This window comes from Caenispirillum salinarum AK4, from assembly GCF_000315795.1.
GTDB classification, from domain to species: domain Bacteria; phylum Pseudomonadota; class Alphaproteobacteria; order Rhodospirillales; family Rhodospirillaceae; genus Caenispirillum; species Caenispirillum salinarum.
On record NZ_ANHY01000003.1, the window covers coordinates 242,778 to 255,307 of the forward strand.

Annotated in this window: 13 protein-coding genes; 7 read left to right on the top strand and 6 right to left on the bottom strand. The window is 69.1% G+C overall.

The window, feature by feature from the left end; all coding sequences use genetic code 11:
- Positions 1-17: 17 nt before the first annotated feature.
- Positions 18-347 (bottom strand): BolA family protein, encoded by a 330-nt coding sequence (locus tag C882_RS02575; RefSeq protein ID WP_009538975.1) that lies wholly within the window; start codon positions 345-347, stop codon positions 18-20.
- A gap of 145 nt (positions 348-492) precedes the next feature.
- On the opposite strand from C882_RS02575, the gene C882_RS02580 reads away from it, so the two are divergent.
- The 4 genes from C882_RS02580 to C882_RS02595 all read left to right on the top strand — a co-directional run bounded on the left by C882_RS02580 (position 493) and on the right by C882_RS02595 (position 5,469).
- Positions 493-1,113, top strand: a complete 621-nt coding sequence (locus C882_RS02580) for a J domain-containing protein (RefSeq protein WP_009538976.1) — start codon at positions 493-495, stop codon at positions 1,111-1,113.
- 101 nt (positions 1,114-1,214) lie between these two features.
- Entirely contained in the window at positions 1,215-2,201 is a 987-nt protein-coding gene (gene cobS / locus C882_RS02585; protein ID WP_009538977.1) for a cobaltochelatase subunit CobS, read from the top strand.
- A gap of 111 nt (positions 2,202-2,312) precedes the next feature.
- Entirely contained in the window at positions 2,313-4,289 is a 1,977-nt protein-coding gene (cobT, locus tag C882_RS02590; RefSeq protein ID WP_009538978.1) for a cobaltochelatase subunit CobT, read from the top strand.
- 280 nt (positions 4,290-4,569) lie between these two features.
- Positions 4,570-5,469 (top strand): DMT family transporter, encoded by a 900-nt coding sequence (locus C882_RS02595; RefSeq protein ID WP_043643092.1) that lies wholly within the window; start codon positions 4,570-4,572, stop codon positions 5,467-5,469.
- Here the strand turns inward: C882_RS02595 and C882_RS02600 are convergent, their stop codons facing one another.
- Positions 5,470-6,432 (bottom strand): DMT family transporter, encoded by a 963-nt coding sequence (locus tag C882_RS02600; RefSeq protein ID WP_009538980.1) that lies wholly within the window; start codon positions 6,430-6,432, stop codon positions 5,470-5,472. It lies immediately after the preceding gene.
- Positions 6,433-7,011: 579 nt separating this feature from the next.
- Between C882_RS02600 and C882_RS02605 the strand changes: the two genes are divergently transcribed.
- The 3 genes from C882_RS02605 (at position 7,012) to C882_RS02615 (ending at position 8,359) form a co-directional block, all read left to right on the top strand.
- Positions 7,012-7,245 carry a hypothetical protein gene (locus tag C882_RS02605; RefSeq protein WP_009538981.1) on the top strand — a complete coding sequence of 78 codons (234 nt, stop codon included), beginning with the start codon at positions 7,012-7,014 and terminating at the stop codon, positions 7,243-7,245.
- Positions 7,246-7,526: 281 nt separating this feature from the next.
- Complete coding sequence (locus C882_RS02610; protein WP_009538982.1) at positions 7,527-7,904, top strand: DUF4870 family protein; 378 nt, start codon at positions 7,527-7,529, stop codon at positions 7,902-7,904.
- Between the two features lie 2 nt (positions 7,905-7,906).
- Positions 7,907-8,359, top strand: a complete 453-nt coding sequence (locus C882_RS02615; protein ID WP_009538983.1) for a hypothetical protein — start codon at positions 7,907-7,909, stop codon at positions 8,357-8,359.
- 252 nt (positions 8,360-8,611) lie between these two features.
- Here C882_RS02615 and C882_RS02620 read toward each other — a convergent pair whose 3' ends face one another.
- From C882_RS02620 to C882_RS02635, 4 genes are read right to left on the bottom strand one after another with little or no spacing between them, the layout of a single operon-like run.
- Complete coding sequence (locus C882_RS02620) at positions 8,612-9,541, bottom strand: LpxL/LpxP family acyltransferase (RefSeq protein WP_009538984.1); 930 nt, start codon at positions 9,539-9,541, stop codon at positions 8,612-8,614.
- Positions 9,538-10,560, bottom strand: coding sequence for a tetraacyldisaccharide 4'-kinase (gene lpxK / locus C882_RS02625; protein ID WP_009538985.1), 1,023 nt, complete (start codon positions 10,558-10,560; stop codon positions 9,538-9,540). The genes C882_RS02620 and lpxK overlap by 4 nt, the downstream gene beginning before the upstream one ends.
- A complete protein-coding gene (locus C882_RS02630) occupies positions 10,547-11,836 on the bottom strand; it encodes a 3-deoxy-D-manno-octulosonic acid transferase (protein ID WP_009538986.1) in 1,290 nt (429 codons plus the stop codon). The genes lpxK and C882_RS02630 overlap by 14 nt, the downstream gene beginning before the upstream one ends.
- Complete coding sequence (locus C882_RS02635; RefSeq protein WP_009538987.1) at positions 11,830-12,528, bottom strand: lysophospholipid acyltransferase family protein; 699 nt, start codon at positions 12,526-12,528, stop codon at positions 11,830-11,832. The genes C882_RS02630 and C882_RS02635 overlap by 7 nt, the downstream gene beginning before the upstream one ends.
- Positions 12,529-12,530 lie beyond the last annotated feature (2 nt).

The window sequence follows — 12,530 nt, forward strand, 5'->3', positions numbered from 1 at the left end:
GTCGATTGTTTCCGGCGTCACTCCGTCCGCGCTTCCTCCGGCGTCATGGTCTTCAGTTGCAGGGCGTGGATGCGCTCCTGCAACTCCTCCTTCAGCGTGTCGAACACCATGCGCTGGCGCTGCACCCGGCTCTTGCCTTCGAAGGCGTCGGAGACGATGGCGACGCGGAAATGCGTTTCGCCGCCGCCGTCGATGGGCGCGTGGCCCTCGCCCCGGCCCTGGTCCTTCAGCGCCGCGATGCGGTCGGCGTGGCCGGCGTGCTTGTGGCTGTCGTCCTTGATCTCCAGCGTGACGGGGGCGAAGGCGTCGGTCAGCTTGCGCTCCATGCGCTCGCGAATGGTGGGCATGTGCGGTATCTCCGTGGGCCGGGAAAAGGACGGTCGGGGCCTGAGGGTGGGGTGCGGGCAGGGCGGCGTCAAGCGCCTGAAAGCGGGCGTCCGCCCGGCCATCAGGCCGGTTGCCTGATTGCGCGAACCTCCGCATATTGACCCGATGAACGGCCGCAGACGCTCACACGCCTTCTTCCAGGACCGCGACCCGCCCGGGGTCGCGACGGAAACCTGTGCCTGGCCGGGGTGCCGCGAGGCGGGCGAGTACCGCGCGCCGCGCGACCGGTCCTTGCGCGAGTACGACAACTATTGCCTGGAGCATGTGCGCGAGTACAACAAGCGCTGGAACTACTACGCCGACATGAGCGAGGAGGAAGTGGAGGCCAGCGTCCGCGCCGACACCACCTGGGGCCGGCCGAGCTGGAAGCTGGGCCACGTGCACGCCGGCCTCGGCACCTCGGCGGCGGCCTACCGGGCGTTCAAGGCGGGCCGCGTGAAAGACAGCTTTGACTTCTTCGAGGAAGAGGCCGCCGAGCACAAGCGCGAGCAGCGCTACAACCACGAATACGCCGCCGGCCGCCCTCAGCGCGGCACCGACCAGGACAAGGCCATGCGCGTCATGGACCTGGAGTGGCCCTTGACGAAGGAGGGGTTGAAAGCGCGATACAAGGAACTCGTGAAGCGCTATCATCCCGACCTCAATCCTGGCGACAAGGCGTCGGAGGAACGCTTCAAGGCGGTCAACCAGGCCTATAAAACCCTGCTCAACGGCCTGAATGCCTGATCGCGCGCCCTATATAGGGGACAACGACCACCGCCCCGGCCGCCGGACCCGCGGGTCCACGGCCGCGCAGAGATGAACACGAACCGCTTTCGAGGAGGACCATGGAGGTCGGCGCCAACATCCCGACGGGCACCCCGGACACGGAAGTCTCGGTCCGCGAGGCTTTCAACATCGATTCCGACATGACCGTCCCGGCCTTCAAGGAAGGCAACGAGTACGTTCCCGATCTGGACCCCAACTACCTGTTCGATCGCGAGACCACGCTCGCCATCCTGGCCGGTTTCAAGTTCAACCGCCGCGTGATGATCCAGGGCTACCACGGCACGGGCAAGTCCACCCATATCGAGCAGGTGGCCGCCCGCCTGAACTGGCCGTGCATCCGCGTCAACCTGGACAGCCACATCAGCCGCATCGACCTGGTGGGCAAGGACGCCATCGTCCTGCGCGAGGGCCAGCAGGTGACCGAATTCCGCGAGGGCCTGCTGCCGTGGTGCCTGCAGCACTCCTGCGCGCTGGTCTTCGACGAGTACGACGCCGGCCGCCCCGACGTGATGTTCGTCATTCAGCGCGTGCTGGAGGTCGAGGGCAAGCTGACGCTGCTGGACCAGAACCGCGTCATCCGCCCGCATCCCGGCTTCCGCCTGTTCGCCACCGCCAACACGGTGGGCCTGGGCGACACCACCGGCCTCTACCACGGCACGCAGCAGATCAACCAGGCGCAGATGGACCGCTGGAACATCGTCGCGACGCTCAACTACCTGGAGCACGACGCCGAGGCCGACATCGTCCTGAAGAAGCGCCCGGAGTACGACACGCCCGAGGGCCGCGAGAAAATCTCGGCCATGGTGGCCGTGGCGGACATGACCCGCGCGGGCTTCATCAACGGCGATATCTCCACGGTCATGAGCCCGCGCACGGTGCTGACCTGGGCGGAAAACGCCGAGATCTTCGGCGACGTGCCCTTCGCCTTCCGCCTGACGTTCCTCAACAAGTGCGACGAGACGGAACGCCCGGTGATCGCCGAGTACTACCAGCGCTGCTTCGGCGAGGACCTGCCCGAAAGCCCGGTGCGCGCGGTCGCCGTCTGACGGCCGCCCACCGACCGGGCCCCGGCCGGCGCCGCCCGATGACCAGGGCGGACGCCGGCCGCGCCTTCCTCGACCGAGCGACCTTTCCGACACGCGGCGCGTGGAGACAGCATGGACCGCAAAGCCCCGTCGACGACTTCCTCCGCCCGGCATGCGGGCGGCTCCAACCTGCCCGGCGGCCGCACGGCCAGCGGGGATGGCGGCCCCACCGAAACGGTGAAGCGGGCCACCACCGCCTGCGTGCGCGCGCTGTCGGGCGAGCGCGACCTGCAGGTGACCTACACCCCGCTCACCTACGCCCAGAATGCCGCCCAGGCGGTGGGCAACACGGTGCGCCTGCCCCTGCCGGCGGCCAAGCTGACGCCGGACATGATCACCCGGCTGCGCGGCACCTCCGACAGCCTGGCCATGCGCCTGCGCCACCACGACGACGTCGTGCACCGCCGCCGCCTGCCGCAAAGCCGAGACGCCCGCGAGGTTTATGACGCGCTGGAGCAGGCCCGCGTGGAGGCGCTGGGGGCGCGGAAGCTGAAGGGCATCTCGCGCAACCTGTCGGGCACGATCGAGCAGCGCCTGTCGGGCGAGGGGTACTCCCAGGTCAACGAACAAAGCCGCATGCCCCTCCACGAGGTGCTGCGGCTGTACGCCCACGAGCGTTTCGGAGCGGTGGAGGCGGGGCCGACCATGCAGCACATGGTCGACATCTGCCGTCCCTACCTGGAGGACAAGCTGGGCAGCCACCTGCCGGCGCTGCTGGACACGCTGGACGACCAGGCCGCCTTCGCCGACGAACTCCGCCGCCTCATCGAGGACCTGGAGCTGGAGGACGACGACCGCGAGGAACTGGAGCGCCAGGAGCGGGACGAGGAGGAAACCGCCGCCGGCGGCGACCAGGACCAGCCCGAGGAAGGCGAGTCCGAAAAGCAGCAGGGCGGCGAGCAGCAGTCCGGCGACGAGGGCATGGACGCGGGCTCCGAGGCCGGCGCCGACGACCAGCACGCCGAGGGCGAGAGCGAGGAAAGCGACGCCGTCATGGGCCAGATGGGCGAGGGCGCGGAAGAACCCGCCGGGCCCCAGGCCGAGCCCGCCCAGCCCCGCCCGGGCCACAACGAACACCCCGAGGTCCACCGCTACCACCCCTTCACCACCCGTTTCGACCAGGTGGTGGAGGCGGGCGAGTTGTGCGACCCCGACGAACTGACCCGCCTGCGCGGGCAGTTGGACCAGCAGTTGTCCCACCTTCAGGGCGTGGTGGCGCGGCTTGCCAACCGGCTTCAGCGCAAGCTCATGGCCAAGCAGACCCGTGCCTGGGAATTCGACCTGGAGGAAGGCCTGCTCGACGCCAGCCGGCTCGCGCGCATCGTCGCCAACCCCATGCACAGCCTGTCCTTCAAGATGGAAAAGGACATGGAGTTCCGCGACACGGTGGTGACGCTGCTCATCGACAACTCCGGCTCCATGCGCGGGCGTCCCATCGGCGTGGCGGCCATGAGCGCCGACATCCTGGCCCGCACGCTGGAGCGCTGCGGCGTCAAGGTGGAAATCCTCGGCTTCACGACGTCGGCCTGGAAGGGCGGCAAGTCACGCGAGCAGTGGGTGGCGGCCGGCAAGCCGCCCAACCCGGGCCGCCTGAACGATCTGCGCCACATCGTCTACAAGAACGCCGATGCGCCGTGGCGGCGGTCGCGCCGCAACCTGGGGCTCATGCTGCGCGAGGGCATCCTCAAGGAGAACATCGACGGCGAGGCCCTCATGTGGGCGCACAACCGCCTGATGGCGCGGCCCGAGCAGCGCAAGATCCTGATGGTGATCTCGGACGGCGCGCCGGTGGACGACTCGACGCTCTCGGTCAACCCCGGCAACACGTTGGAGCGCCACCTGCGCGAGGTCATCCACGCCATCGAGACCGGTTCACCGGTGGACCTGGTGGCGATCGGCATCGGCCACGACGTGACGCGCTACTACCGCCGCGCCGTGACCATCATGGACGCCGAGGAATTGGGCGGCACGGTGATGCGCCAGCTCACCGACCTGTTCGACGAACCGCCCCGCGCCGGCGGCCGGGGTTGGGAACGGGCGGTGATTTGAGGGGCGATTGAGCGCTTTGCGCTCGGGGCTGCCGCCCCGATCCCCGCTCGGAGGGCCCCGGGCCCTCCGAACCTCCCGTTTCTTATGTGCAGTCCTCTATGGTCGCTTTTATTCGCCAATTTTCAAGAAACTGAAGAGTTTGAAAGGCTGCGCCTCTCAATCGGGGGATCGGGGGTGGAAGCCCCCGAAGCTTGACCTTCCCGTTCAGTGCTTGTATTTCCCAGTGGGATTAAACTGGCGCCCCTTGCTCGGGTGTTGGCCAAGCTGAGGGGGGGGCGACATGCCAAGTTCCCAGGCCACATCCAGGGCCTGCGCCCGGCGCCGGCTGGCCGGGCGTGGGCTCGCCGCGCTGGCGGCCCTGGGCGGCAGCATGGGCGGGCTGTTCATCCGCCATGTGGAGGACGCCGGGGTTTGGCAAATCCTGTTCTATCGGTCGGTGGCCTTTTCGATCCTGGTCGCGCTGTTCCTCCTGACCGCGCGGTGGCTAGGCAAGAGCGGCGGCCGCGCCATGCCGACGCCGACGGTCATCGTCGCCGCGATGTCCCTCGCGCTCGCCTTCATTCTCTACGTTTTCTCGGTCCAGGCGACGACGGTCGGCAACGTGGTGCTGATCCTCAGCGCCGCGCCCTTCGTCATCGCGCTGCTGTCCGTGGTCGTGCTGAAGGCGCGGGTGCCGGTCTCGACCTGGGCGTTCATCGCGGTCGGCGTCTCGGGCGTTCTGGTCATCGTCGTCGACGACATGATGGTACGGTTTGACGAAGGGATCGTCTACGCGACCCTGACCATGCTCACCTACTCGCTGTTCATCGTCCTGCTGAAGGCCGACGGTCGCGTCGACATGATGATGGCGACCTTCCTTGCCGGTGTGTTCGCCGCCGTCATCTCCTTCGCCCTGGCCGATGGCCTCGTGATGACGGGGAACGACCTGCGCTTCGCCGTGTCGCTTGGGATCGTGCAGATCGGCGTGCAGTACATCTTCATCACCATCGCCAGCCGCATGATCCGGGCGGAGGAAATCGCCCTGGTTCTGCTGCTGGAGGTGATCCTTGCGCCGCTGTGGGTGTTCCTGGCCTTCGGGGAAACCCTGTCGGCGGCCACCCTGCTGGCCGCGCCGCTGATCCTGCTCGCGGTGGCCGGGCAGGCGGTCACGGCGCTGTGGCGGGAGCGTCGGGCCCGGTAGCTAGGCGCGCCCCGTCCGGTTCTCGCGGTACACGATGAACAGGCCGCTGGCGATGATCACCGCCGCGCCCCACCACACATGCTCGGCCGGCAGTTCGCGCCAGATGAGCCAGCCGGTGAAGGTGGCCACCGGCAGGTTCAGGTAGTCGAAGGGCGACAGCACCGCCACCGGCGCCAGTTGGAAGGCGCGGGTGAGGAAATAGACCGCCACGCCGCCGCTCATGCCCATCATCGCCATGATGCCCAGGTCCGCCCACGTCGGCGTCACCCAGAACCACGGCAGCGCGCAGGCCATGATCGCCGTGGTCGTCAGCATGGCGTAGAAGGACAGGCCGGTGGCGCTGTCCGTACGGGTCAGCAGGCGCCCCCAGACCATCAGAAGCGAATAGAGCACCATGCCGCCCAACGCCAGGGCAGCGCCGGCGGACAGGGTCATGCCGTTGGGGCGGGCGGCGATCAGCACGCCGACGAACCCCACCAGGATCGCCGTCCAGCGCCGCCAGCCGACGCGCTCGCCCAGCAGGGGCACGCCCAGCGCGGCCATGAGAATCGGGGCACCGAAGGCGATGGTGGTGGCCTCGGCCAGCGGCAGCAGGCTGAACGAGCCGAAAATGCACAGCATGGCGGCCGGGGCCAGAAGGGAGCGCAAAAGCACGGGGACCGGTCGGTTCAGCCGCAGCGCCCCGCCGCCCGTGCCGAGGATGATGGGCAGGAACGGGACCAGTCCGAACAGGGCGCGGAAGAACGTCACCTGCGGCACCGGATAGGATTCCGACAGCCATTTGATGCTGGCGTCCATCACCCCGAAGAACAGCGTCGCCAGCACGATGGAGACGATGCCGGCCCCGACCGAATCGCCCGCCCCGGCGCCCGGCGCGGGGGACGCGGCGGCCTCGGCGGCCGGTGCGCCGGCGGTGGCGGCGGCCTCTGCGGCGGCGGTGTCGGAGCGGTCGGGTGCGGTCATGATGAAACGATTTTCGCTTTTACTGTTTCATTCCAAGGCGCTGCGCGTGGCGGTGTGCAAGCGTGGAGCCTATCGCCTCGCGGTGCCGCCGGCAGCGGCCATTGCGGCTCTGCGAAGGGGACCGCGTCCTTGGTCGACCGTCGAACGTCGCGTGGGCGAAAGACCCTGGTCGCGGTCCGTATACGTCAGGCCTCGCCCGAAGGCGTAGCGGACACCCCACCGGACCAGTCGACAATCGACATTACCTTTGGGAAACTAGGGCTGTGTGAGGCCGGTCACTGCCGGACGCCCTCCGCGGTGTCACGGTGCGGTGCCTTGGCCGGTAAAATGAACATCCTGTGTCACACCTTGCTCCGTGGCGAAATCGTCTTATCTGAAGGAACACATTCGCTTTCCGAACGCTTCTCTTGGCAAGACGTCGTTCCATCCGACCCAGGCTTCGGGTTGGTTCTCGGAAGGGGCGGGGCAACAAAGAGACGGCCCGACGAAGGCTCTGTCATGAAACCTTGAGTATCCACCTGCGAACGAAAAAAACCTGAGAAACGTCCATAAACAAAATGCAGGAAGGGAGTGTGCGCGATGACCAACGGGTCCGTGTTGAAGACGTTGAAAGTCCGCCGTGATGGGTTCCGGGACTCGTTCAACCGCGGTGACGCCCTGCAGAACTGGGCTGAACGCTTCGCGGCCAACGAGGAGCCGACCCTGGACGAACTGATGGGTGACCCGATCATGGACGCCCTGCTGGCCCGTGACGGACTCCAACGCGACATGGTTCACCAGCACATCGCCGCCGTGCGGGAACGCCTGGCGTAACCCGCGCGACCATCGCAACCGCCCTCCCCCAGGGGCGAGAGGCAAAAGGGCCGGACCCGGCAAGGGTCCGGCCCTTTTCGGTCTTGGGCGCAGTCCGGGTAAGTGTTTGCGCGGCGCAGGAGAAATTTCTTCGTCCGCCCTCACTGAAAAATTGCGCGCCGGACTCGGAAAGTGATATGGGCAATAGTCCGCCGTGACAAGGTGATCGCCACTTCCTTCCGACAGGGGTGGCGCGAGGCGGCCGCAGGGGGCGGCCGCGCTTCATTTCTTTGAGGGGGAATATGAGCGAAGGCAGCACCGGGGCCGTGCAAGAGGCCACCACCGCGCAGCAGAACTCGCTGCGGACCGTCACCATGGTGATTTACGCCCTGTACGGCGTCGCCATCATCTTCGGTATCACGAGCATCGTCGGCGTCATCATGGCGCACATCAAGAGCGGCGACGCGCGCGACACCATCTATGCGTCTCACATGAGCTGGCTGATCCGCACGTTCTGGATCAGCTTCGCCGGCGGCCTCATCGGCTCGATGCTGACCCTGGTGGGCATCGGCTTCCTGGTGCTGCTCGCCGTGGCGATCTGGTACATCTACCGCATCGTCGTGGGCTTCCTGAAGCTCAACGACGGGAAGGCCATCGAGAACCCGTCGCGGCTGTTCTGACCATGACGGCCGTGGTCGAGGCGCCGGCGGCACCCGCCGGCGCACCGTTCCCCGAGCAGGACCGCCAGTGGCTGTACAAGGTCTATGGTGCGGCGATCCTGTCGGCCGTGCTGGCGGTGTTCCATGCCAGCGTGCTGGCGATGGCCATTGCCGCGGCCCTGGTGGTCCTGCTCGGCCGTCGCCGCGCCGCCGCCGCAGGCCGGGGCAGCGCCGCAGACAGCCACCGCCGGTGGCTGCGCCGCACGATGCTGGTCCCGCTTCTCCTTTACGGCGGCCTGTTGTCGCTCATGGTGGTCGAGGCGGTCCGCATCGCGTCGTCGGGTGGCGACCATCTGCTGCAGGCCGTGGCGGCGCACCTTATCCTGCACAGCGTGGTGACCCTCGGAAGCGGCCTGTGGCTGATCGTGCGGCTGCTGATCGGCGGCTTGCGCTTCGTGGACGGCCGCCCCGCCTGAGCGAGCGTCAGCCGGTCGCGGACGCCCGCCTCCTGCCCGCTGATGAATGGAATCATCGGTGCTGCGGTGTGCGCTTGTGCGCGCCCGTTGGGCTTCATACGCCTTGATGATTGAAATCATCAAGGGTGCGTTCACGCGCCACGCAGCCGCGCGCGCCACGCCATGAGGCGCGGCGGCTGGTGTCCGCCTGGCGTTCGTCGGAACGCCGGCCTTGCCGGACGACGAATGCCGGATTTCGGACGTCGCCCGGAATCAGCCCTTGGGCCAGCGGCGGTGGACCCATAGCCACTGGTCGGGATGCTCGCGCACCCACCCTTCCACCACCTGCGTGATCTGCGCCGTCAGGGCCGCCACATCCGCCCGATGGTCACCCGTCGGCGCGAACTCCATCGGCGGGCCGACGTCGACGCGGAACCGGGCGCCGCCCAGCCGGACCGTGCGCGTGGGGATCACCGGCAGCTTCAGCCGCAGGGCGAACTCCGCGACGGCCGGCGTCGTCATGGCATCGCGGCCGAAGAAGGGGACGGGAATGCCCTCGTTCTGCTTCTGGTCGGCCATGATGGCGACATGGCCGCCGCGCTTGAGGAGCCCCAGAGCCCGTGCCGCGCCCTTGCGGCCCTTGGGCAGAAGCTCCCCCTGCATGCCGCTGCGGCCGCGCCGATAGAGGGTGGCCTCGATCAGCGGGTTGTTGGCGGCGCGGTAGAAGCGGTGCAGCGGCAGGTCGGCGGCGGTGGCGGCGTAGGATGACACCTCCCAGTTGCCGACGTGGGCCGAGAAGAACAGCCCACCGATGCCGTCGTCGCGCATGGCCTCCAGCGTGTCCAGGCCGTTGACGGTCATGCGCGCGCGCAGGAAGCCGGCCTTGTGGACATGCGGGTACTCGCCGGCGATGCGGCCCAGGTTCTCCCACATGCCGCGCAGGATGGCCTCGCGCTCGGCCCTGGTCTTCTCGGGGAAGGCGCGGGCCAGATTGTCGCGGCCAACGCGGGAGACCGGAATCAACGGTCCGACCATGCGCAACAGCCGCCCCATCAGGCCCGAGGCCAGGTCTGCCGGCAACAGTCCCAGCGCACCGTAGAGCGCGCGTGCGGTCACCGCCTCGGCGCGCTGGCCGAGTGTCGGTGCCGGCTCGGCAGGGGCGGCGGACTTACGGGAGGCGGTGTCTGCTTCGGTCTCGGTCACGGGGCGGTCTCTTGTCCGCCGGGCAGGGCGGCGGGATTGGCCTGGAAGGCGCCCTCGGCGACGGGCAGACCCTTGGCGGTCAGCAGGGCGCGGAGCGCCGGCGGGTCCTCCCATCGCACGGTGACGGGCACCACGTCCACCTGCTGGCGCTGATCAGGCGGCAGCCGCACCGCGTCCTTGGCGGTGGTGACGGGGATGGCGCCCAGTTGGAAAGCCTCGTCCAGAATGGGCTGGATGTCGTCGTGGCGGTAGGGGAAGTGGTCGGCGAAGGGATGCGCCGCCACCACCCGCGCGCCCAGGGCGACGAGGGTGGCGAAAAACTTGTCCGGCCGCCCGATGCCGGCGAAGGCGACAACCAGCTGCCCGCGCAGGCGCAGGGCGGCCCGCCCCGGCTCCAGCCGCGCCCGCAGCACCGGCAGGTCCGGCGGCAGGCGCCGGGCGACGCGGGCGGTGTCGTCGCCCATGAGGACGACCCCGTCCGCCCGCGCCAGGCCCTCGGCCAGGGGCTCGCGCAGCGGCCCGGCGGGCAGGACGCGCCGGTTGCCGAAACCGTAGCCGCCGTCCACGACCACGAGCGACAGATCCTTGGCGAGCGTCGGGTTCTGGTGTCCGTCGTCCATGATGAGGCAGCGGGCGCCGGCCTCCTCGGCCGCGGCGGCGCCCTCGGGGCGGCGGCGGGCGACCCAGGTGGGGGCGCGATCGGCCAGCAGAAGGGCCTCGTCGCCCACGTCCTCGGGCGTGTGACGGTCGAGGTCCACGGCCAGCGGCCCGGTCTCGGACCCGCCGTAGCCGCGCGTCAGGAAGTGTGCGCCCGTCAGGGCATCGGCCAGCGACAGGCAGACGGGCGTCTTGCCCGCCCCGCCGGCGACGATGTTGCCGACGCAGGCAACGGGAATGCCCGCGCGGTGGGGCGTGGTGCGGGCGCGGCGCAGGCGGCCGGCAGCGGCATAGAGCAGCCCGGCGGGCTCCAGCAGGCGGACGATGCCGTTCTGCGTGCGCCAGAACTCAGGGGCGCGCATGGCCGCCCCGCTCGGCCGCGTCGAGAAGGGGTGCGAGGCGATCGAGGATGCGCTCCAGCACCACCGTCTCCTGGGTGGCGAACTCGTGCCCGCGGGTGCCGAGCGTCGCGCGCGCCGCACCGTCGGACAGCAGGCGGTCGAGCATGAGGCGCAACTCGCCTTCGCTGCCCACCTGCTTGGCGGCGCCGCCCTGCACCATGCGCCGGGTCATCTCGGCGAAATTGTCCATGTTGGGGCCAAGCACCACCGCGCAGCTCAGGCGGGCGGCCTCCAGCGGGTTCTGGCCGCCCTGGCCGGCCAGGCTCTTGCCGATGAAGACCACCGGCGCCAGGCGGTAGAACAGGCCCAGTTCGCCCATGGTGTCGGCGATGTAGACCTCCACCGAGGCATCGGGCATCTCCCCGCGCGAGCGCTGGGCGATGGCCAGGCCCTCGGCCTCCAGTTCGGCGCGCACCTCGTCGCCCCGGTGGGCGTGGCGCGGGACGATGATGGTCAGCAGTCCCGGATGCTTGTCGGCCAGGGAATGATGCATCTGTCCCGCGATCAGTTCCTCGCCGGCGTGGGTGCTGGCCGCCAGCCATACCGGACGGTTGCCGATGGTGTCATGCAGGCGGGTCAGGGCCTCCTCGTCCGCCGGCAGGGCTTGCGCGGCGAACTTCAGGTTGCCCAGGCAGTCGCAGTTGGGCGCGCCCAGGTCCCGCAGGCGGCGGGTGTCGTCCTCGGTCTGCCCCAGGCACAGGGTGAAGGTGCCCAAGAGCTGGCGGATGACGCCCTGGAAGCGCTGCCAGTTGCGAAACGACTTGTCCGAGACCCGGCCGTTGACCAGCACCATGGGCACGGCCCGGCGGCGCAGTTCCATGATCATGTTGGGCCAGAACTCGCTCTCGGCCCACAGCACCAGGTCGGGCTTCCAATGGTTGAGAAAGCGGCGCACGAAAGGCAGGCGGTCCACCGGGAAGTACTGGTGCAGCGCGCCGTCGGGCAGGCGCTCGGTCATCAGCTTGGCCGAGGTGACGGTGCCTGTGGTGACCAGAACGGTCAGGCCCGGGCGGCTCTCGCGCAGGGTGTGGACGAGCGGCAGCAGCGACAGGCTCTCGCCCACCGACGCGGCATGAATCCAGACCAGGCCGCCGGCCGGGCGCGGCTGAGAGGCGCGGCCGCGCCGCTCGGGGAAGCGGACCTGATCCTCCTTGCCGCGCGCCATGCGGCGGCTGAGGTAGACGTCGATGAGCGGCCCGCCCAGGGTGGTGACGCCGCGGTAGAGGCGGATCAGCATGGCGCCACCGCCTCGGGTTCGGTGGTGGTGCGGCCGACCAGGCGGTCGGCCTCGGCGGTCAGCGTGTTCATGCGTTCTTCCAGGGCGGTGCGGAACTCCTCGATTTCCGCCTCGCCGGCTTCCCGCGGAACGGTCATCGGCTGGCCCCAGACGAAAACCCCGCTGGAGAACGGCAGCGGCACCATGAAGCGGTCCCAGGTGCCCAGCAGCCGGCGGCTGCGGGCGGCGTAGGCCAACGGCACCACGGGCGCGCCCGACATGCGGGCAATGTGGATGACGCCGTCGGTGGCGCGCTGGCGCGGGCCGCGCGGGCCATCGGGCGTGATGCCCACGTTCTCGCCGTTTTTCAAGGCCTTGAGCATGATCCGCAGGGCGCCAGAGCCGCCGCGCGTCGACGATCCGGCCGCCGTGCGGATGCCGAAGTGGCCGACGGTGCGCGCGATCAGAAGACCGTCGCGGTGCTGGGAGATCAGCATGTGGATGGGCTGGGACTCCGGCCACGCGCGCGGCATCATCAGCAGGCGCCCGTGCCAGAACGACAGGATGAACGGCCGGCCGTCGTTCCAGATGGCGTCGGGAATGGCCTGTCCGACCACCTCCCACCGGCCGGTGCGGTGGACGAGGCGGATGTATTGTGCGGCGAGCCAGCACAGCAGGCCGCGCACGCGCTCGTTCTTCGAGATGCGTTTCATAA

What these genes read in the sequence shown, in the direction of transcription:
- C882_RS02575 (WP_009538975.1), bottom strand. Translation starts at nt 347, where the DNA reads ATGCCCACCATTCGCGAGCGCATGGAGCGCAAGCTGACCGACGCCTTC.
- C882_RS02580 (WP_009538976.1), top strand. Translation starts at nt 493, where the DNA reads ATGAACGGCCGCAGACGCTCACACGCCTTCTTCCAGGACCGCGACCCG.
- cobS (WP_009538977.1), top strand. Translation starts at nt 1,215, where the DNA reads ATGGAGGTCGGCGCCAACATCCCGACGGGCACCCCGGACACGGAAGTC.
- cobT (WP_009538978.1), top strand. Translation starts at nt 2,313, where the DNA reads ATGGACCGCAAAGCCCCGTCGACGACTTCCTCCGCCCGGCATGCGGGC.
- C882_RS02595 (WP_043643092.1), top strand. Translation starts at nt 4,570, where the DNA reads ATGCCAAGTTCCCAGGCCACATCCAGGGCCTGCGCCCGGCGCCGGCTG.
- C882_RS02600 (WP_009538980.1), bottom strand. Translation starts at nt 6,432, where the DNA reads ATGACCGCACCCGACCGCTCCGACACCGCCGCCGCAGAGGCCGCCGCC.
- C882_RS02605 (WP_009538981.1), top strand. Translation starts at nt 7,012, where the DNA reads ATGACCAACGGGTCCGTGTTGAAGACGTTGAAAGTCCGCCGTGATGGG.
- C882_RS02610 (WP_009538982.1), top strand. Translation starts at nt 7,527, where the DNA reads ATGAGCGAAGGCAGCACCGGGGCCGTGCAAGAGGCCACCACCGCGCAG.
- C882_RS02615 (WP_009538983.1), top strand. Translation starts at nt 7,907, where the DNA reads ATGACGGCCGTGGTCGAGGCGCCGGCGGCACCCGCCGGCGCACCGTTC.
- lpxK (WP_009538985.1), bottom strand. Translation starts at nt 10,560, where the DNA reads ATGCGCGCCCCTGAGTTCTGGCGCACGCAGAACGGCATCGTCCGCCTG.
- C882_RS02630 (WP_009538986.1), bottom strand. Translation starts at nt 11,836, where the DNA reads ATGCTGATCCGCCTCTACCGCGGCGTCACCACCCTGGGCGGGCCGCTC.
- C882_RS02635 (WP_009538987.1), bottom strand. Translation starts at nt 12,528, where the DNA reads ATGAAACGCATCTCGAAGAACGAGCGCGTGCGCGGCCTGCTGTGCTGG.